17 protein-coding genes and 1 pseudogene are annotated in these 19,131 nt (G+C 72.1%); 12 read left to right on the top strand and 6 right to left on the bottom strand.

What is annotated here, in order from left to right; all coding sequences use genetic code 11:
• Window positions 1–86 precede the first annotated feature (86 nt).
• From EDD33_RS04855 to EDD33_RS20485, 3 genes and pseudogenes are all read left to right on the top strand, one after another.
• The gene (locus tag EDD33_RS04855; protein WP_123389336.1) at window positions 87–785 is read left to right on the top strand and encodes a hypothetical protein; all 699 of its coding nucleotides are present in this window, start codon (window positions 87–89) and stop codon (window positions 783–785) included.
• A gap of 186 nt (window positions 786–971) precedes the next feature.
• Window positions 972–1,166 (top strand): annotated as a pseudogene (locus EDD33_RS20800) (CPCC family cysteine-rich protein); the annotation flags it as partial.
• 75 nt (window positions 1,167–1,241) lie between these two features.
• Window positions 1,242–1,610, top strand: a complete 369-nt coding sequence (locus EDD33_RS20485) for a hypothetical protein (RefSeq protein WP_246003371.1) — start codon at window positions 1,242–1,244, stop codon at window positions 1,608–1,610.
• Window positions 1,611–1,807: 197 nt separating this feature from the next.
• Here the strand turns inward: EDD33_RS20485 and EDD33_RS04845 are convergent, their stop codons facing one another.
• Together EDD33_RS04845 and nrdR are read right to left on the bottom strand one after the other, a co-directional pair.
• Window positions 1,808–4,741: a vitamin B12-dependent ribonucleotide reductase gene (locus EDD33_RS04845; RefSeq protein WP_123393045.1), complete on the bottom strand. Its 2,934-nt coding sequence runs from the start codon at window positions 4,739–4,741 to the stop codon at window positions 1,808–1,810.
• Between the two features lie 88 nt (window positions 4,742–4,829).
• Complete coding sequence (gene nrdR / locus EDD33_RS04840) at window positions 4,830–5,345, bottom strand: transcriptional regulator NrdR (protein WP_123389334.1); 516 nt, start codon at window positions 5,343–5,345, stop codon at window positions 4,830–4,832.
• Window positions 5,346–5,732: 387 nt separating this feature from the next.
• Here nrdR and EDD33_RS04835 point away from each other — a divergent pair, with 387 nt between their 5' ends.
• The 4 genes from EDD33_RS04835 (at window position 5,733) to EDD33_RS04825 (ending at window position 8,675) form a co-directional block, all read left to right on the top strand.
• Window positions 5,733–6,038 carry a hypothetical protein gene (locus EDD33_RS04835; RefSeq protein ID WP_123389333.1) on the top strand — a complete coding sequence of 102 codons (306 nt, stop codon included), beginning with the start codon at window positions 5,733–5,735 and terminating at the stop codon, window positions 6,036–6,038.
• Between the two features lie 267 nt (window positions 6,039–6,305).
• The gene (locus tag EDD33_RS20795) at window positions 6,306–6,872 is read left to right on the top strand and encodes a DUF6318 family protein (protein ID WP_425463836.1); all 567 of its coding nucleotides are present in this window, start codon (window positions 6,306–6,308) and stop codon (window positions 6,870–6,872) included.
• A 380-nt stretch (window positions 6,873–7,252) separates the two neighbouring features.
• Entirely contained in the window at window positions 7,253–7,726 is a 474-nt protein-coding gene (locus EDD33_RS04830) for a hypothetical protein (protein WP_123389332.1), read from the top strand.
• A 55-nt stretch (window positions 7,727–7,781) separates the two neighbouring features.
• On the top strand, window positions 7,782–8,675 hold the full coding sequence (locus EDD33_RS04825; protein WP_148076937.1) for a glycosyltransferase family 2 protein: 894 nt from the start codon (window positions 7,782–7,784) through the stop codon (window positions 8,673–8,675).
• On the opposite strand, the gene EDD33_RS04820 is transcribed toward EDD33_RS04825, so the two are convergent.
• Complete coding sequence (locus EDD33_RS04820) at window positions 8,654–10,432, bottom strand: glycosyltransferase (RefSeq protein ID WP_123389330.1); 1,779 nt, start codon at window positions 10,430–10,432, stop codon at window positions 8,654–8,656. The genes EDD33_RS04825 and EDD33_RS04820 overlap by 22 nt on opposite strands.
• Before the next feature lie 51 nt (window positions 10,433–10,483).
• Between EDD33_RS04820 and EDD33_RS04815 the strand changes: the two genes are divergently transcribed.
• Complete coding sequence (locus EDD33_RS04815; protein WP_123389329.1) at window positions 10,484–11,509, top strand: glycosyltransferase family 2 protein; 1,026 nt, start codon at window positions 10,484–10,486, stop codon at window positions 11,507–11,509.
• On the opposite strand, the gene EDD33_RS04810 is transcribed toward EDD33_RS04815, so the two are convergent.
• A complete protein-coding gene (locus tag EDD33_RS04810) occupies window positions 11,487–12,245 on the bottom strand; it encodes a class I SAM-dependent methyltransferase (protein WP_170169700.1) in 759 nt (252 codons plus the stop codon). The genes EDD33_RS04815 and EDD33_RS04810 overlap by 23 nt on opposite strands.
• 55 nt (window positions 12,246–12,300) lie before the next feature.
• On the opposite strand from EDD33_RS04810, the gene EDD33_RS04805 reads away from it, so the two are divergent.
• The gene (locus EDD33_RS04805; RefSeq protein ID WP_123389327.1) at window positions 12,301–13,587 is read left to right on the top strand and encodes a polysaccharide deacetylase family protein; all 1,287 of its coding nucleotides are present in this window, start codon (window positions 12,301–12,303) and stop codon (window positions 13,585–13,587) included.
• Here EDD33_RS04805 and EDD33_RS04800 read toward each other — a convergent pair.
• Complete coding sequence (locus tag EDD33_RS04800; RefSeq protein ID WP_211332415.1) at window positions 13,572–14,609, bottom strand: glycosyltransferase; 1,038 nt, start codon at window positions 14,607–14,609, stop codon at window positions 13,572–13,574. The two genes, EDD33_RS04805 and EDD33_RS04800, sit on opposite strands and share 16 nt — an antisense overlap.
• A 43-nt stretch (window positions 14,610–14,652) precedes the next feature.
• Here EDD33_RS04800 and EDD33_RS04795 point away from each other — a divergent pair, with 43 nt between their 5' ends.
• Together EDD33_RS04795 and EDD33_RS04790 are read left to right on the top strand one after the other, a co-directional pair.
• Complete coding sequence (locus tag EDD33_RS04795) at window positions 14,653–15,513, top strand: ABC transporter permease (protein WP_123389326.1); 861 nt, start codon at window positions 14,653–14,655, stop codon at window positions 15,511–15,513.
• Window positions 15,503–16,762 carry an ABC transporter ATP-binding protein gene (locus tag EDD33_RS04790; protein WP_123389325.1) on the top strand — a complete coding sequence of 420 codons (1,260 nt, stop codon included), beginning with the start codon at window positions 15,503–15,505 and terminating at the stop codon, window positions 16,760–16,762. Before EDD33_RS04795 ends, EDD33_RS04790 begins: the two co-directional genes overlap by 11 nt.
• Window positions 16,763–16,773: 11 nt before the next feature.
• Here EDD33_RS04790 and EDD33_RS04785 read toward each other — a convergent pair whose 3' ends face one another.
• Complete coding sequence (locus EDD33_RS04785; protein ID WP_148076936.1) at window positions 16,774–17,853, bottom strand: glycosyltransferase; 1,080 nt, start codon at window positions 17,851–17,853, stop codon at window positions 16,774–16,776.
• Window positions 17,854–17,900: 47 nt separating this feature from the next.
• Here EDD33_RS04785 and EDD33_RS04780 point away from each other — a divergent pair, with 47 nt between their 5' ends.
• Window positions 17,901–19,124: a glycosyltransferase gene (locus EDD33_RS04780; protein WP_123389323.1), complete on the top strand. Its 1,224-nt coding sequence runs from the start codon at window positions 17,901–17,903 to the stop codon at window positions 19,122–19,124.
• Window positions 19,125–19,131 lie beyond the last annotated feature (7 nt).

Genomic DNA, 19,131 nt, shown 5'->3' with positions numbered 1-19,131 from the left:
TCGCCGTTCCAACGACGTCGCATCCCCACCTCGTGGTGGGATCCGCCCACCGGGGCGCTCGGTCCCCGCTCACCCTCGGAGTCCGCATGCGCCGCAGCATCGCCCTGTGCCTGGCGACCGCCCTCACCCTCGGCCTGACCCTGCTGGGTGCAGCCCCGGCCGGCGCCCGGTCCGTCGGGGTGGCCGACCCGTCCGGCGACGTGATGCGCTCGGTCCTGACGCTGACCGTCGACGAGGGCTGCGACTTCGAGGCCGACGAGTGCGAGCCCGAGGTGGACGGCGACCCGTTCGACCCTGAGTTCCGGCGGGACACCACCCGGGTCGGCGACCTCGTCGCGACCACCTTCGCGCACCACCGGAGCTCGATCAGCATCACCAGCCAGTACCTCGACATCCGTCGCCCTCGCGCGGGTCAGGAGCTGACGTGGGTCGCCCTGACCCGCGGCGCCAACGGACAGCGCCGCCAGGTGGCGGTCGCCGCCACCGCACGGCGGCCCGGTGGGGTCGCGAGCATCGAGCGCATGTCCGACGAGCGTGCGATCTGCCGCGGCAACATCACCCGTCGCATCGACTACCGCGCCAACACGGTGCGGGTCAGCTTCCCTCGCTGGTGCGCCGGCAGCCCCCGACGCATCAAGCTCAGCGGCGCCAGCTTCCGGCTGGCGTTCCGCGAGACCGACACCTCGCTGCGCGTCGAGCAGTCCTACGACAACCCCTTCCGCGACGGCGGCCGCCTCAGCAGCGACGCGGACCTCGGCTGGACGCCCTGGCTGCGGCGCGGCTGAGCGCTCCGCCTCAGGGACCGATCGCCGCCAGTGCGGCGAGGGGGTGGGCGTTCCAGCGGACCGGTGGCTGAGTTGCAGCACGGCGAACCACGCGGGTCGCTGCCGAAGGACACTCTGTGTCGCGGTCGACCCGGCCGTTCTCCCAGTTTCGTGTGGCCGAGGTTGCGAGCAGACACACGTGCTCGCATGTACGCGTGTCCTTGCTGTGGTTACAGGACGCTGCCGGGCAGAGGCGACTACGACCTCTGTCCCGTCTGTTGGTGGGAGGACGAGAGCGTCGAACCCTGGGAGTTCAGCGGACCGAACGGTCAGACACTGGTCGAGGCTCAGCAGGACTTCCTCTCGGAGACACTCCCCTACCCTCGCCGTCCGGGGAAGGTCCGAGCACCGAGGCGGCGAGAAGCGCGCGACCCGGAGTGGTCACCCATAGAGCTGACGGACGAGTTGAGGGCGCGGGTGCGCCAGGCATCGTCGGACGAACGACTCCGCCGGGAGGAAGAGGACCGCCGTTACGACCAGGCAGTCGTTGACGACCCCGAAGGTCCGTTCAGGGAGTACAACGCCGGGGTGCGGCGCATCGCGGCCGACGCTCCATCCATGACGCATCGGCAGGTCAAGCAGGAGTTGACCGACCTGAACCGTGAGCACGGCCCCGGACTCCCGGCGTCCTTCGTCGACCTGCATTCGCGGCTCATCAGCGACGAGAACTTCTACCGACACCACCCGTTGCACGCGGCCTGGTGGATGCTCCGCTTCGCACGCCCCGGCACGGTCCAGCAACACTGGGCGATGCTGCGAACAGGTCGCATCACCCTCGCTGGCTGACCCACACGCCACCGTGCTGGGGCAAGCTGGACGACGAAGGGCCGGTCGCTCCGTGAGGAGCGACCGGCCCTTCGTCGTCACGCGTTTCACCTCACGGTCAGCGCACCGACCCGACGAGGATCACCGGTGCCACACCTCGTGAGACGCGGTGAACGAACCCGCGCGGTTCGGCGCCGTTCTCGCGAGGTGCGGCCTCATCAGCTGCAGCCGCTGGTGGAGCCGCAGCCCTCGCACACGTAGCAGGAGCCGGCGGGTCGCATCTTGGTGCCGCAGGTCATGCACAGCGGGGAGTCGACGGCCGTGCCGGTGATCTTCTCCAGCAGCTCGGCCGAGGTGCGGGCCTCCTGCTTCGTCACCTGCGCGGGGACCTGACGAGCCTCGGCACCGTGGGTGTCCTTGGTCTCGAGGTCGTCCCCGCGGTCGTCGTGGTCGCGACCGGTCGGCTGGGTGGCCTTGGCCTCGACGACGCCCACGGTGGTCTCGGCCAGCAGCTCGCCGGACCCGCCGGTCTCCTCGAGCGGCTCGTAGGAGCCGGTCTCGAGGTGACGCTGCCGCTCCTCGGCGGAGTAGATGCCGAGCATCGAGCGGTCCTCGAAGGACAGGTAGTCCAGCGCCAGCCGGCGGAAGACGTAGTCCATCAGCGACTGCGACATGCGGATGTCGGGGTCGTCGGTGAGGCCCGAGGGCTCGAAGCGCAGGTTGGTGAACTTCGAGACGTAGGTCTCCAGCGGGACGCCGTACTGCAGGCCGATCGAGACCGCGATCGAGAAGGCGTCCATCACGCCGGCCAGGGTGGAGCCCTGCTTGCCGAGCTTGAGGAAGACCTCGCCGAGCTCGCCGTCGTCGTGGGCACCGGAGGTCATGTAGCCCTCGGCGCCACCCACCGTGAAGCTGGTGGTCCGCGACGCCCGGCTCTTGGGCAGGCGCTTGCGGAACGGCTTGTGGACCTCGACGACCTTCTCGACGACCTCGGGGGCGACGGTGGCCGTGGACAGGCCCTGGTCCTTCTTGGAGGACTCGGACTTGCCGTCGGACAGCGGCTGGCCGACCTTGCAGTTGTCGCGGTAGATCGCGGTCGCCTTCAGGCCCAGCTTCCAGCTCTGCAGGTAGACGTCCTCGATCTCCTCGACCGTGGCCGACTCGGGGAGGTTGACCGTCTTGGAGATGGCGCCGGACAGGAACGGCTGGCAGGCCGCCATCATCCGCACGTGGCCCATGGGCTTGAGCGCACGCGCGCCCATGGCGGTGTCGAAGACCTCGTAGTGCTCGGTCTTGAGGCCGGGCGCGTCGATGACGTGGCCGTTCTCGGCGATGAACTCGACGATGGCCTCGATCGACTCGGTCTGGTAGCCCATCTTCTTCAGCGCCCGCGGGATCGTCTGGTTGACGATCTGCATCGAGCCGCCGCCGACGAGCTTCTTGAACTTGACCAGCGAGAAGTCCGGCTCGATGCCGGTCGTGTCGCAGTCCATCATGAAGCCGATGGTGCCGGTCGGCGCGAGCACGGAGGCCTGCGCGTTGCGGAAGCCGTTCTTCTCGCCGAGCTTCTGGACGTCGTCCCAGACCTTGGTGGCCAGCTTGTGGACGCCGGCGTCGTGGACCCCGAGGGTGCGCACGACGTCGTTGGCGGCCTGGTGCTTGCGCATGACGCGCTTGTGGGCGTCGGCGTTGCGGGCGTATCCGGCGTAGGGACCGACGACCGCGGCGAGCTCGGCCGAGCGCTTGTAGGACTGACCCGTCATCAGCGAGGTGATGGTCGCGGCCATCGCGCGCCCGCCGTCGGAGTCGTAGCCCAGGCCCATCGCCATCAGCAGGGCGCCGAGGTTGGCGTAGCCGATGCCGAGCTGGCGGTAGTTGCGGGTGGTCTCGCCGATCGGCTCCGTCGGGAAGTCGGCGAAGCAGATCGAGATGTCCATCGCGGTGATGATCAGCTCGACGGCTTTGGCGAACAGCGGGGCGTCGAAGGTGTCGTCGTCCTTGAGGAACTTCAGCAGGTTGAGCGAGGCGAGGTTGCACGAGGAGTTGTCGAGCGACATGTACTCCGAGCAGGGGTTGGACGCGGTGATCCGGCCCGTCTCGGGGTTGGTGTGCCAGTCGTTGATCGTGTCGTCGTACTGCAGGCCCGGGTCGGCACAGGCCCACGCGGCCTCGCTGATCTTGGTGAACAGCTCACGGGCGTCGACGCTCTCGATGACCTCGCCGGTGTCGCGGGCACGCAGGCCGAAGGTGGTGCCGTCCTCGACCGCACGCATGAACTCGTCGCTGACGCGGACCGAGTTGTTGGCGTTCTGGTACTGGACCGAGGTGATGTCGGCGCCGCCGAGGTCCATGTCGAACCCGGCGTCGCGCAGCGCCCGGATCTTGTCCTCCTCCTTCATCTTGGTCTCGACGAACTCCACGATGTCGGGGTGGTCGACGTCGAGGACGACCATCTTGGCCGCACGACGCGTCGCGCCGCCGGACTTGATGGTGCCCGCGGAGGCGTCGGCGCCACGCATGAAGGAGACGGGGCCCGAAGCGGTGCCGCCGGAGGAGAGCAGCTCCTTGGAGGAGCGGATGCGGGAGAGGTTGAGGCCGGCGCCGGAGCCGCCCTTGAAGATGAACCCCTCCTCCTTGTACCAGTTGAGGATCGAGTCCATCGAGTCGTCGACGGAGAGGATGAAGCACGCCGAGACCTGCTGCGGGCTGGGGGTGCCGACGTTGAACCAGACCGGCGAGTTGAAGGAGAAGTACTGGTGCACGAGCAGCCAGGTCAGCTCGTGCTCGAAGACCTCGGCGTCCTTCTCGCTCGCGAAGTAGCCGTGCTCGCGTCCGGCGGCGGTGTAGGTCGTGACCACGCGGTCAACGAGCTGCTTGAGACTCCACTCGCGGGCGTCGGTGCCGACGGCGCCGCGGAAGTACTTCGTCGTCACGATCGTGGAGGCGTTGACGCTCCAGGTCGTGGGGTACTCCACGCCGCGCTGCTCGAAGACGGTGGCGCCGGTCTTCCAGTTGGTCTGGACGACGTCGCGTCGCTCCCAGGTGAGCTCGTCGTAGGGGTGGACCCCGGGCGTCGAGAAGGTCTGCTCGATCTTCAGGCCGCCCTTGCGACGTCCCCGTGCTGTGCCGGTGCTGCTCACCGTTTCGGTCATGTCCCGTGCTCCCTGGTTGGTGGTGCTCATCTGTCTTACGTGGTGGCCCCGCGCGCTGCTTCCCCACAGCGCACGGGGCTGATCGGGGTCAGCCCGTGGGCTGGGGGGTCGCGGCCCGTGCGTCGGGGTCGGACCCAGTCAAGCCGTCACCACCGACAACCGAGGCGGCGCGCAGCAGCGCGATCTCGCTCTCGAAGTCGTCGGCGCAGGTGAAGGCCTTGTAGACGCTCGCGAAGCGGAGGTAGGCCACCGCGTCGAGCGCCTTGAGGGGCGCCAGGATGGCCAGCCCCACCTCGTGGGCGGGCACCTCGGCCCAGCCCTCGGCGCGCAGGTCGTTCTCCACCAGCTGGCCCAGGCGGGCCAGGTCGTCCTCGGACACCGGGCGGCCCTTGCAGGCCTTGCGGACGCCGGCCACGGCCTTCTCGCGGGTGAACGGCTCGGTGGCGCCGCTGCGCTTGGCGACCATCAGCTGCATCAGCTCCACGGTGGAGAACCTGCGCTCGCAGGTGGGGCAGGTGCGGCGGCGGCGTACGGACGAACCGTCCTCGGCGACCCGGGAGTCGAGGACCCGCGTGTCGGTGCTGCGACAGAAGGGGCAGTGCACGGCGGACCTCCCTCCAGGTGTTCAACCTGTGTGCTCGGCTGTGGATTCCGTGTGGACGACGGGGGTTCGCTGTGCGTAACCCCGTCTGTCCTGTGGGACTAGATGTGGATAACTACATCCGTGTAACTACTAGATGTAGGGGAACCGTAGACCCGGCCACGGCGAGGTGCAACCGCGCGCGCCGACGGATCCGGCGGGCCAGGATCGCTCGTCCCGTTCTCGCAGGTCAGCGACGCGGACGCGTCCGGAAATCGGTGGGCGGCCCAGTGTCGAGGTGCGTGTCGACCAGCGCGGACCGGTCGGACACCGGCCGTCGGGGCCCCTGGGGAGGACCGACCTGGTCCCGATCCTGCCTCCGCGACGCCGTCGGGTCGGCATGATGTGCTCGTGACCTCGCCCCACCAGCACCGCGCCGCCCCGGCTCCTCGCCAGCTGCCGCGCGGTCGGCTCGCCCTGCTGGCACTGGCCGTGACCGGGTGCGTCGTGGTGTGGGGGCTGCTCGTCGTGCTCGCCGTCGGCGCGGGGCGACAGCTCGAGGCCGGGGCCGGCGCCTGGGTCGCGCTGGTCGCCGCGACGGTGGGGGCTGCGGCGTGCCTCCTGCTCGCCCTGCTCCTCGGGGTCCGGCTGACCGCACTGCTCCGGGAGGACCCCCACCCACCTCGTACGCCGGGCCGCCGCGTCGCGGGTCGCTGATCCGTCCTTCCCAGCTCCGCCGCCCCTGCGGCTCAGCTCGTCGACCGGGAAGCGTCGTCGCTGCCTGACTCGGGCGATCGCCGAACGTGCGGACCCCGTGCACGGCCTGTCGCGTGCGGAGTGTTCGGTGTTCGCGCGCGACCGGCTTCGCGATGGTCGCCAGGCGGAGCACGGGTTGTCCACAACCCGGGAACGGCGTGTAGCGCGCTTCTGACCTGGGTAGATACCGTCTCGACGTTCTCGGGACCGGACCCTGGAGGGTGACGTATGCGTCGGCTGAGCCGTGTGGTGGCCACTGTGACGGCCGTGATGGCGATCGGAGTGTCAGCCGCGTGCGGCGGCGACAACCCCGCCCCGTCGGCCGCACCTTCACCCGCACCGTCGAGTGCCTCATCCTCTTCTGTGGAACCGACGATCCCACCAATCCCTAAACCGGCTAGGCGGCCCAGTAAGGCTGGCGCGGCCGCTTTCGTTCGGCACTGGGTTGCGGTACTGAACTACGCGGGAGCCACTGGAGACACCAAGGCGCTGCGTCGGCTATCCACAAATGACTGCATCAAGTGTGCTGCTCTCTGGAATGGGATCGACAACATTTACGCTGGCGGCGGGAGGATCGAAGGCGGCGGTTGGACGGTTCTTGAGACGAAGCAGTTTGGGCCCACCCGGAACCGATACTTCGTTGACGCAACCATTAAGTCCGACGAGCAATCGCTAACTCAGTCGAGCGGCGCGACACCCACCGCGTTCCCTGGGGTGGCAAAACGACTGCGTGCCTTTGTTCTTCGGCCGGTTGAGAGCGGCTGGCTCGTCGCAGAGCTGGATCCAACCGCATGAACCGCGGGATGGCCGCGGCGTTAACCGCACTGATACTGGCACTCATCCCGGACTGGACTGCGGCAGCGGACCCCCCTGTGTCGCCCGGTGACGACGCTTTCGACGTCCTATTGAAGGGGTCTGAAGGCGGTGCGGCGATTAAGGGCAGTGATACAACCCCACCCGAGCAGATCTCCTCAGCACCAACCAAGCCTCCGCAGTTCCGCTACGAGTACCGCTCGCCGTGTGACACCGGAGTCGGCAGCCCGAACACGGGCGCGGGCGTCTGTCCCGCCAGTCCGTGTCCGCCCGGCAGCGTGCAGTACCGCCAGTGGCAGATCGGGTTCGGGGGCGAGACACCGCTGGGGTTCGTGTGCTCGGGCGATGGCCCTCCACCTGCGGTGACGGCCGCCGCACCCGCTCCCCCGCAGGTCACCGAGGCGATGGTGCTGGCGGCGTTCCGGCGGGTGCCGGTGCCGGAGCTGCGGTCGCAGAGCCAGCCAGGTGACAAGACGCTGGTCAACTTCGACACGATCTTCTTCACCGAAGCCGAGCCGCTGACCCGGGACGTGACCATCCTGGGGCAGGACGTGCGGCTGCAGATCGAGCCGAGCACCTTCACCTGGCAGCACGGCGACGGCACGAGCACGACGACGAGCACGGCGGGGGCGCCCTACCCGGCCAAGGAGATCGTGCACCGCTACGCCGACGCCCACGTCACGGTCGAGCACCGCGTCGTGGTGACCTGGACCGCGCAGTGGTCGCTCGACGGCGGCCCGCTGCAACCCGTCGACGGCACCGTCACCACCACCGGCCCGACGACACCGCTCCGCGTGGCCGAGGCCAGCCCGTCGCTCTCCGGGCAGGGGCACTGACCGACGGGTGGTCAAGACGGGGACGGGCCGCCTGCCCGCCGAGTAGGGTCACCGCGTGCATGGCGACCGGATTCTGCACGAAGGGGACGTCGTCCTCAGCGTCGTCATCGCCATGCGCGACGTCGAGCCATACCTGGGCCACCAGCTGGACTCGATCGCCGCACAGACGTGCCGGGTGCCGTGGGAAGTGGTCATCGCGGACAACGGGTCCACCGATCGCAGCGTCGAGATCGCCGAGGGCTACCGTGACAAGCTGCCGGCGCTGACGATCGTGGACGCCTCGGCCCGACGTGGCCCCGGGGCAGTACGCAACGCCGGTGTCGACGCAGCGCGCGGCTCGCGGCTGGTGTTCTGCGACGCCGACGACGAGCTGGCGCCCGGCACGCTCGGCGCCATGGCCGAAGCACTGGCCGCGCACCGCCTCGTCGCCGCCCGGTTGGACCACCGCAAGCTGAACCAGCCGTGGTCGCTGGACATCCACACCCCCCGGTCGGGGCTGCTGGAGACCAATCCTGCGTTCCTGCCCTACACGTTCGGAACCTCCATGGGCGTCCAGCGCGGACTCCACCACGAGCTCGGCGGGTTCGACCCCTTCGTCGAGATCGCCTGCGAGGACCGCGACTACTGCTACCGCGCCCAGCTGGCGGGCGAGGAGCTCGTCCTCGTGCCCGACGCCCTCGTGCACTACCGCCACCGCACGACGTGGACGGGCTGCTTCCGCCAGTGGCGCAACTACGCGATCGGCAGCGTCCACATGTACCAGCGCTACCGCACCCACGGACTGGCCAAGCCGCCGGCCGGGCGGGCCCTGCTGGGATGGGGGATGACGCTGCTCGCGCTGCTCCCGTCGCTGCGGTCCTCCCAGGAGCGCATGAAGTGGGCAGCCCGGCTCGGGTGGCGCGTCGGACGGGCCCAGGGGTCGTGGCGCTACCGCGTCTGGGCTCCCTGACGCAGGCGGTGCCGCACCCGGCTCAGCCTCCGGCGCACCCTGCGCGCGTGCGCTGGCAGCTCGTCCATGCGCAACCGTCCGCCGGACCCGACCTTGGCCAGGAACAGGAGCCCGGCACCATCGCGCCGCAGCACCTCGATGCGCGGCACGGCGGTGAGCTCGTCCGAAGGCACGGCGATGCCGGGCGTGACCGTGAACGCGAGCTCCAGCCCCGCCGCGGCCACGGCCTCCCGGGTCGGGGCGTCGTTCTCGCCGTGGGGGTAGGCGAACATCCGAGGACGCCGCAGCCCGAGCTGCTCGAGGGTCTCGACGCTGCCCGCGACCTCGCGCCGCAGGTCGGCCGGGTCGTGGGACACGCTCGTGAGGGGTCGGTGCGTGCTGGCGTGGGCGCCGATCTCGGTGCCTGCGTGCTGCAGCCGAGCCAGGCCTCCAGCGTCGAGCAGGGCGAGGGGCGGGGCGCCGATCTCCTGGTCCCAGCGGTTGCTGTCGCCCACGCGGTCCGCGACCGCGAAGGCCACGGCCCGCACGCGCTCCTCCTGCAGGACGGGCAGACCCGCGGAGACGAGGTCGCTGAAGCAGTCGTCGAACGTCACCAGCACCGCGCGGCGCGGTAGTCCGCCACCCCCGGTGAGCGCGCGGACGGCCTCGTCCGGGGTGACGAAGCGGTGTCCGGTACGCCGCAGCACCCGCAGCTGCGACCGCAGCAGCGCCGGCGGCACGCCGTACTGCCTGAGCGGCGGAGCGGCACGGAGGTCGGCCACGGCGTGGTAGCAGAGGACCCGGAGACCGCGCGCGACCGGCATCCCGCCTCCCTCGGCCACGCCGCGCCAGTACTCCAGGTTGCGGGCCTTGAAGAACACGGTGCGGGCCAGCTCCCCCTCGGGCTGTCGCGCCGCCAGCGCCAGGGCCACGGAGCGCAGCCCCGCGGCAGCGAGGTCGCGCACCACCGGCACGCGCGCCAGCGGCCGCATCACGTAGCGGTTGCTCCGCGTGCCCGGACGCTTGGCACCGAAGATCTCCTCCAGGTCGTCCGGGTGCTTGCGCACGTAGGCCACGTCGGCGGCGCCACACTGGTGCCACTGACGCAGGTAGGCGCGCGGCGTCACGGTGTAGAGCTGGTGGCTCACCGCGTCGGCGTCGAAGACGATGCGGTGCCGCCCGGCGAACAGGCGCCGGCCGAAGTCGGTGTCCTCGTTGCCGAAGGTGCCGCCCGCGGTGAAGGTCTCGTCGAATCCCCCCAGCTCCTCGAACACCGCGCGCCTGACCGACAGCTGACCCGTGAGGAGGTCGGCGGCCGTCAGCCGAGCCCCCTCCGCTGCCAGCCGGTCGCGTCGACGCTGCGCCCACTCGTCGAGCCCGGTCAGCAGGAACCCGGGCGGTGACGCCGGCGCTACCGGGATGTGCCCGAGGACGGCGTCAGCCCCGGCAGCGTGCCGTCGTCGCAGCACCTCGAGGAGATCGGGGGCGGCCAGCATGTCGTCGTCGAGGAACAGCAGCAGCGGCGCCGAGGAGACCTCGGCACCGTGGTTGCGGGCACGGGACGCACCGGCGTTGGTCTGCTCGACCACCTGCAGGGGGAAGGGCGTGTCGAGCCCGCGCAACGCCTCGGCGGTGCCGTCGTCCGACCCGTCGACCACCACCACGACCTCGTGCGGCGCGACGGTCTGCGACGCCAGGGCCTGCACCGCGGCCACGACGCTCTCGCGTCGCTGGAACGTCGGGATGACCACCGCGTGTGCAGGCTCGCCGTCGCTCACCTTGCGCAGACTAGTGGGCGGTGGACGCCCGCCGGTGCCAGAATCCCGACGGTGACCTCACCGCCGCGTCCCGACCCCGCCTTCGCGGCGCCCGAGTCACCCCCGTCGATGGCGCCCGGGCCGCGGCCGACCTTCTCCGTGGTCGTGGCGGCGTACGACGCGGCGCACGAGATCGGCGCCGCGGTGGGGTCGGCGCTCGCCCAGACCGAGCCGCCGCTGGAGATCCTGGTCGGCGACGACGGGTCGTCGGACGACATCGCAGGCGCACTGGCCCCCTTCGGCGACCGGGTGCGCCTGTCCAGGTTGCCGCACCGGGGTGCCGCGAGCGCCAGCAACGACGTCGCCCGCGAGGCCCGGGGGGACTTCCTGGTGATCCTCGACGCCGACGACACCTGGGACCCGCGCCGACTCGAGCGCCTCGGCGACCTGGCCCAGGCACGACCCGACCTGGACCTCCTCACCACCGACGCGTGGTTCGTGGTGGACGGAGCGAGACGGGGGACGTTCTACGCGGCCAACGACTTCGCGACGGTGGAGCAGGACGTCGAGATCCTGCGCCGCACCTACTTCTTCGCCCACGTGGCGGTACGCCGCTCGGCGTGGGAGCGAGCAGGCGGCTTCGCCGAGGACCTCGCCCGTGGCTACGACTGGGACCTGCAGCTGCGGCTGCTGCTCTCGGGTGTCCGGGCCGGTTGCGTGCTCGAGCCGCTGGCCGACTACGCCGTCCACGACAGCAGCCTCTCGGCCGACCGGTGGGAGTCCATGACGGCCCGGGTCGAGCTGCTGGACCGTGCCGAGCGGACCCACCGGCTGTCGGAGCGGCAGACCGCGGCGCTGCACGACGCCCGCCGGCTCTACCGCGTGCGCGGCCTCGACGCGCGGGCCGAGAAGCTCCTGATCGAGGGCGGGCGCGGCCGGCGCCGGGCCAACCTGGAGCTCGCCATCGCGAGCGGGGCGGGCCGTCGGCGGCGGGCGCTCGCCGCGGCAGCGGTCCTGGCGCCGGGGGTCGTGGGGCGTCGCGTACGCCGCAAGGCCGAGCGACGGGGCCGGGCGGCTACCGACCGCTCGGTCGCTTGACCGCCACCACGAACAGGGCCCGCGGCGGGCCCCACGCGAGCCCGTGGCGTTCGAGCCCGACCGCGGCGGCGGAGAGCGGCAGCAGGCCGAGCCGGACCACGCGACCGCGGTGCTTGAGCCGGTCGCGGACGTCCTGGGCCAGGGCGGTGGTGCGCCGGAACGTGGGTCGGACCTCGAGCACGTCCAGGCCCAGGCCCTCGAACATGCTCACCAGGTCGGCCCGGTCGTAGCCGTGGCGCGCCTCCCGCCGCCACGTGCGCTCGGCGCCCGACAGCACCGGCGTCCAGTCGTGGGTCGGGACCTGCGCCACCACGAGGCCTCCGACCTTCAGGGCGGCGACGATGGACCGCATGGCCTCGCGGTCGTCGGGCACCTCGACGAGCGACTCGAGGCTCGCCACCACGTCGTACAGCTCCTCGCCGAGGGGACGCTGGAGGTCTGCCTGCACGTAGCTGACGCCCAGGTGCTCCTCCCTCGACCACGCGCTGCCCCGGACCAGCGGCCGGTGGCTGATGTCCACGCCCACCAGGGTCCACCGGGGATGGCGCCGGGCCAGCTCCAGGCACAGCAGGCCCTCCTCGCTGCCCGCGTCGAGCAGCCGGACGTCGTCACGGTCGCCGACGAGCTCCTCGACCACGTCGACGGCCAGCCGCAGGCGGAGACGGCGGCCGGGCGGCAGGTTGCGCAGCTGGCGGGACAGACGGACCCTCAGCTCGGAGAGTGGGGGCCGTGGCACACGACGCATCCTGCCGCATCCCGGCAGGCTCGGGTGCTGGTTACACTCCCCGACCATGCCCGGGAGCCCAGCACCAGCTCCCCCACCGACGCCGGTGGCCGAGGTCGTGGACGGATCGGGCGGGAGCCGCGTCGCGCAGTGGCTCGCCGGTGACGACCACCTGCTCGGCCAGCTGCGCTCCGTGGTCGGCCCGTGGCACCACGTCGTCGTCGGGCTCGACGGTCGCGCGGCCGCCCCGGAGGAGCTGGCCGAGGCCGAGGCCGCCGTGGCTCGTCAGCTCGCCGCGGGACGGGCTCCGGAGGAGCACCGACGCTCCGACGTCGTCCGCACCAGGCGCGAGCTCGTCGCCCTGTCCCGACGTCGGGGTGAGGGCTCGGTGGCGGTCGTCCGGGCCGAGCCGGAGCTGCTCCCCCACCTGCAGATCGGGTCCTGGTACGCCGCGGGGTGGCGCGCCCGGTGGGCTCGGCGGGCCGCGCTCCCGTGGTCGCGGCTCGCGTCGCTCATGCCGGTGGGGCTCGCTGCGGACGTCGCCTTCTGGTCCGGCGTACGACGCTCGGCCACGGGCCGCGAGTGGAGACGACTCACCTCGAGCTCGTACGTCGTCCTGTGCTACCACCGTCTCACCGGGCTGGGCTCGCCCGGCCAGGAGCGGATGGACGTCGAGCCCCGCGCACTGCGCCGCCACCTGCGGGTGCTGCGCCTGCTGAGGTGGCACGCCCTGAGCCACGACGACCTCGTGCGGTTCCACACCGATCCCGACGCGGTGCTCCCGCGCCGCTGCTACGTCGTGACCGCCGACGACGGGTTCGCCGAGGCGGTGACCGAGCTGCAGCGCCACGGGCGGCACCACCCGCAGCTGTTCGTCGTCACCGCGGCCGCGGGCGGCACGTCGTACTGGATGGGCGACGAACCGGTCGCCGACTGGCCGGACGTGGCGGCGGCCGTGGCCGGCGGCGCGCAGGTGGGCAGCCACGCCCGCCACCACGTCAGGCTCGACGAGCAGGACCACGCCACGGTGCGCGAGGAGCTGCAGGGCTCCCGGGACGAGATCGCCGCACACCTCGGCGTCGTCCCCGGCGCGCTCGCCTATCCCCACGGCGGCCACGACCGGGCGGTGCGGGACGCGGCGCGCGACGCGGGCTACGACCTGGCCTACACCACCCGCCAGGGCCGCAACGGCGCCGGGACCGACCGGTGGTGCCTGCGCCGCGTCGAACCCAAGCTGTGGGACGACGCCGCGAGCCTGACCTGGAAGATGCTCACGGCCCAGTCACCGCCTTCCCGCTGGGAGCGACGGCTACGGGCGACGTGGGAGCGGCGCCGCGCTCAGTCGAGCGGCTGAACCCACAGCCCCGAGCCGATCTCGACCCGGCCGTCGCCACGCCGCCGACGACGGGCGGCCAGCCGCGCCGGAGCCACCACGCCGACCACTGCCCGGACGCGGCCCCCGGGGCTCAGTCCGGGGTGGACGGCCAGTCGGAGGTGGGCGCGGCGCGCGGCGGCAGGGGAACCCGAGAGCGACGCGACGGCCGAGCGCACGGTGAGGTCGAGGCGCTCGCGCCGCAGGGCCGCCCCCACCACGGCACGCTCGTGCGGTGCCAGGTCGTCACGGGCGTCCGCCCGCTCGAGCACGACGACGCGGGCGCGGACGACGCCGATCCGGTCCGAGCTGAGGGTCCCGGTCGCGAGCTGGTAGCGGGCGAGCGGCGCGTCCACCAGCCCCACCCGGGAACCGCCGAGCACGAGCCGCAGCCAGAAGTCCCAGTCGGTGGCACGGCTCAGCGACCGGTCGAACCCGCCGACCTCGAGCCAGCGCTCCCGGCGCACCGCCGCCAGACCCAGCACGAAGTTGCGCGAGAGGATCTCGGCCCGCTGGTCCTCCACCGGGAAGGTCCATCCCGGGTGGTACGCCCGCCGCACCTCCCGACCGTCGGCCTCGACGACCGCGTCCGTCGTGAGGACGTCGAGGTCGGGTCGTCGTACGGCCAACCAGGTGAGCGCCTCGAGCCGCTCGGCCTCGAAGACGTCGTCGGCGTCCAGGACCACCACGAAGTCGCCTGACGCCGCCTCCACCGCCGCGTTCTTCGCCGCCGCCTCGCCCCCGTTGTCCTGCCGCACGACGAGCACCCGGCCGGCGTACCGCTCCAGCACCGCGGCCGTGTCGTCGGTGGAGCCGTCGTCGCAGACGACGACCTCGAGGGGCGGGAGGGTCTGCGCCAGGGCCGAGTCGAGGGCGGCGGCGAGCGTGCGCTCCGCCTGGTAGGCGGCGACGACCACCGACATCGACGGGGCGATCCGCAGCGGCTCGGGCTGGACCTCCGGCTCGGGAGCCAGCACCGGCCAGGTGCGGTCTGCGGACCGCACGTTCGGTAGGTCCCCCACCTGCGCGGACGTTACCCTAACGCTCGTGCCGAGCCCCCCGTCCAGCCCGCCAGCGCCGGACGAGGCGCCACGCACCATCAGGATCGAGCCGACGCGCGGCTGGACGGCGCTGCGCCTCGGGCAGCTGTGGGAGTACCGCGAGCTGCTGGGCTTCCTCGCCCAGCGAGACATCAAGGTCCGCTACAAGCAGACCGTCCTGGGCGCGACGTGGGCCGTCCTGCAGCCGGTCGCCACGGCCGTCGTCTTCACCCTCGTCTTCGGACGGCTGGTCAAGGTCCCCTCGGACGGCGTGCCGTACGCCGTGTTCGCCCTGGCGGGCCTCGTGGTCTGGAACTTCTTCTCCACCTCGGTCAGCACCGCCTCCGCCAGCCTGGTGTCCAACACCGACCTGGTCAGCAAGGTCTACTTCCCCCGCCTCTCGGTCCCGATCGCCTCGATGATCGCCAGCTTCGTGGACTTCCTGATCGCGACCGGCGTGCTCCTGGTGGCGATGGCCTTCTTCGGCGTCGGCGGCGGGTGGCGGATGTTCCTGGCGATCCCGGTCGCGCTGCTGGCGTTCACCGTGGCCCTCGGTGCCTCGCTCTGGCTCTCGGCGGCGATGGCCCTCTACCGCGACGTGCGGCACCTCGTGCCGTTCCTCGTGCAGTTCGGGCTCTTCGCCACGCCCGTCGCCTACCCCGCGACCCTGCTCAGCGGGTCCTGGCAGTGGCTCTACTCCCTCAACCCGATGGTCGGGGTGGTCGAGGGGTTCCGCTGGGCCATGCTGGGCACCGCCACCGACCCCTGGGCGGCCCTGCTCATCTCCGTCGGGGTCGCCGCAGCCCTGCTGGCGTCGGGCACGATCTTCTTCCGCCGCGTCGAACGGACCCTCGCCGATGTCATCTGAGCTGGCCATCCGCACCCGGTCCCTCGGCAAGGAGTTCCGCATCGGGGTCCGGGGGTACGGCGACGACACCCTGCGCGAACGCGTCTCCCACCTCGTCACCGAGCCTCTCCGACGGCTGCAGGGACGAGGCACGCCGCCACCGGAAGGGGCCGTGCTCAAGGCCCTCGACGACGTCACCGTCGACATCGCGCCCGGCGAGACGGTCGGCATCATCGGGAACAACGGGGCCGGGAAGAGCACGCTGCTCAAGGTCCTCTCCCAGATCACCGAGCCCACGTCGGGCTACGCCGAGATCACCGGCCGCGTCGGCTCCCTCCTCGAGGTCGGCACCGGGTTCCATCCCGAGCTGACCGGCCGCGAGAACGTCTTCCTCAACGGCTCCATCCTCGGGATGCGCCGCACCGAGATCCGTCGCCAGTTCGATCAGATCGTCGCCTTCGCGGACGTCGAGCGGTTCCTGGACACCCCGGTCAAGCGCTACTCCAGCGGCATGCGGGTCCGCCTCGCCTTCTCGGTGGCGGCCCACCTGCAGACCGAGGTGCTGATCGTGGACGAGGTGCTGGCGGTCGGCGACACGGCCTTCCAGCGCAAGTGCATCGGCCGGATGGGCGAGGTCGCCGACGAAGGGCGGACCGTGCTGTTCGTCAGCCACAACATGGCCGTCATCCAGTCCCTGTGCAAGCGCGGGATCTACATGCAGACCGGTCGCGTGGTGGCCGACGGCCCGGTCGACCAGACCGTGGGTCTCTACCTGCGCAGCCTCGAACAGCTCATGCAGACCGACCTTCTGGAGCGCACCGACCGGCGCGGCTGGCACCGCATCATGGTCTCCGGCCTCGACGTGCAGCACCGCGAGGGCGGGAGCCCGGCCACCGGTCAGCCCGCCCGCTTCACCGTGTCGGTCACCGGGCTGCAGCCGAGCAGCACCTGCACCCTCACGGTGCTGAACCACCTCGGTCAGCCCGTGTGCCGACTCGACAGCGGGAACACCGGACCCACCGACACGACGTCGGGTGCGCGATCGGCCGACGAGCCCGCGACCTTCGTGTGCGACGTGGACGCGCTGGCGCTGGTGCCCGGCCGCTACCGGGTGGACGTGCAGCTGCGCGGCACCCACCAGCTCGAGGACGACCTCGACTCCGCAGCCATCTTCGACGTCGAGCCCGGCCTGGTGTCCGGCCGCCCGGTTGCGATGGACGGGGTCGGTGACCTGGCGCTGGACCACCGGTGGACGGTCCCGACGCTGTGAACGGCGCGGCGTCAGCGTCGGCCGAGCACCTCGTCGTAGAGAGCCTCGTAGGAGCGGGCCATGGCCGCGACGGTGAACCACTCCGTCGCCAGCGCCCGCCCGTCGGCCGCCACGCGAGCGCCGAGGTCGGGCTCGGAGGCGAGTCGAGCGACGGCGGCCGCGAGGGCCTCCGCGTCGCCGACGGGGACCAGGAGACCCGTCTCCCCGTCTCGCACGGCGTCGGAGACGCTGCCGACGGGCGTCGCGACGACCGGGACCCCGGCGTGCAGCGCCTCCAGCAGCACGAGGGGCAGCCCCTCGAAGCGCGACGGCATCGCCAGCACGTCGAGGGCGGCGTACCAGCTGCTGGGTCGGTCGACCCAGCCCGTCAGCATGAGTCGGTCGGCGACACCCAGGTCGTGCGCCAGGGCCCGCAACGCTGCTGCCTCCGGGCCGTCGCCCACCAGCACGACGTGCACGTCGGGCGGGAGCAGCGCGAGCGCACGGACGAGGACGTCGAACCCCTTCTGCTCGTGGAGCCGACCGACGCCACCCACCAGCACCCTCGCCCCCCGAGGTCGCGGGGGGACGGCTCCCGGCACGGGCACGGGCACGCCGTTCCAGACCACCCTGATCGAGCCCGCCGGTCGGTGGCGCAGACGCTCCAGCTCCCGGGCAGCCGGTCCACCGACCGCCACCTCGGCCGCGAGGCGGGGGTCGAGGACGCGTCGGACCGCCCGCAGCTTGGCCGAGGGCGTCGGCATCGGCAGGTGCTCCACGGCGATGACGCGCACGCCCGGCAGCGTGCTCGCACCCAGGAGGGTCCAGGGCTCGGAGAACGGGACGGGCAGGTTGAGCTGCACGACGTCGGGACGCGCCCCACGCATCGCCCGACGGTGCTCGCGGACGGCGGCCCAGTCGCGCGAACCGCCGATGCGCGGCACGCGCAGCACCTCGGTGCCCGGGCGCACCTCGACCACCCGCTCGAGGACCCCGTCGTCGACTCCCATCAGCGTCGGACGGACGTGGTCGCCCAGCGCTCCGAGGAGGTTGCGCACCATCACCTCGGCGCCGCCCCACTCCGTGGCACCCACGTGCAGGAGCAGGCGCACCTCGCGCCCCGCCGTCACCACCGCCCCCGACGTCCCCGGACGTCGCCATGAGGGTCCTGGTGGTCGCCGACGAGCACCCGTGGCCCCCCACGAGCGGCTACCGGCAGCGGCTGGCCCGCGTCGTGGGCACGCTGGGCTCCCACCACGACGTGGACGTCCTCGTGGTGCGCCATGACGGCCGGCCCGCTCCCCCGCCACCCCACGACCTCGCGCTCGGGCGCGTCGGCACCGTGCAGGCTCCGGGTCATCCCGGCTCCGCGGCACGTCGGGCCTGGCGGTGGTGGCTCAGCGACCACCCGCGGTCCCTGAGCCGGCACGACTGGACGCCCGCCCGCAGCGAGCTGGCGACGTGGGCCACCGAGTCCTACGACGCCGTCTGGTGGAGCCACGCCACGACCTACCTCCGACTGGGTGACCTGGTCGACCTGCCAGCGGTCGTCGACCTCGACAACCTCGAGTCGGAGGTGCTGCGCCACCGCCGGGAGTCGCGGCGACGCGCCAAGGCCCGGGGAGCCCGTGACCGGGCGCGCCGTGCGGCCCGGATGGCGGCGGACACCCTCGACGAGCGTCGCTGGCGGCGCGCCGAGCAGGCCGTCCGAGACCGGGTCGAGGTGGTCGCGGTGTGCAGCGACCTCGACCGCGAACGCCTGGGGGGCGCCAACGTGGTGGTCGTGGAGAACGGCTACGAGCGTCCGGATGAGCCCGCCGAGGCGGCCGACCACCGGTCGGCTCCCGTCGTGCTCATGGTGGGCCTGCTGACCTACGAGCCCAACCTGGACGCCGCGACGTACTTCGCCCGCGAGGTGCTGCCACTGCTCCGTCGCCACGTGCCCGGCGCGGTCTTCCGCGTGGTGGGTCGCTTCGACCACGAGTGGCAGGTGGCGACTCTGCGGGGGCTCGAGGGCGTCGAGCTGACCGGCGAGGTGCCCGACCTCGGTGAGGAGCTGCGAGCGGCCACGCTCTCGGTGGTGCCGGTGCGCTTCGGCGGGGGCACCCGCATCAAGATCCTCGAGGCCTTCGCCTACGGCGTGCCCGTCGTGTCCACCACCGTCGGCGCGGAGGGGCTGGAGGTCGAGCCCGGCACCCACCTGCTCGTGGCCGACGCCCCCGAGGACCTGGCAGCGTCGTGCGCGCGACTGGTCGGCGACCTGGCGCTCCGTCGTGCCCTGGCCGCGGCCGGGCGGCGTCTCTGGCACGCCCGCTACCGGTCCGACCTGGTCGCGCCCACGATCTCCGCCGCCCTCGAGCGCGCCGTGGCCGACGCCGGCTGAGGATCTC

The organism is Nocardioides aurantiacus, from assembly GCF_003752505.1.
Classification (GTDB): Bacteria; Actinomycetota; Actinomycetes; order Propionibacteriales; family Nocardioidaceae; genus Marmoricola; species Marmoricola aurantiacus.
The sequence above is the reverse complement of the archived record's forward strand: the minus strand, read 5'-3'. Positions and strand labels throughout refer to the sequence as shown.

Bases quoted from the DNA above. Each gene is read 5' to 3' on its own strand.
- EDD33_RS04855 (WP_123389336.1), top strand. From the start codon at position 87: ATGCGCCGCAGCATCGCCCTGTGCCTGGCGACCGCCCTCACCCTCGGC.
- EDD33_RS04845 (WP_123393045.1), bottom strand. From the start codon at position 4,741: ATGACCGAAACGGTGAGCAGCACCGGCACAGCACGGGGACGTCGCAAG.
- EDD33_RS20795 (WP_425463836.1), top strand. From the start codon at position 6,306: ATGCGTCGGCTGAGCCGTGTGGTGGCCACTGTGACGGCCGTGATGGCG.
- EDD33_RS04805 (WP_123389327.1), top strand. From the start codon at position 12,301: ATGCCCGGGAGCCCAGCACCAGCTCCCCCACCGACGCCGGTGGCCGAG.
- EDD33_RS04790 (WP_123389325.1), top strand. From the start codon at position 15,503: ATGTCATCTGAGCTGGCCATCCGCACCCGGTCCCTCGGCAAGGAGTTC.
- EDD33_RS04780 (WP_123389323.1), top strand. From the start codon at position 17,901: ATGAGGGTCCTGGTGGTCGCCGACGAGCACCCGTGGCCCCCCACGAGC.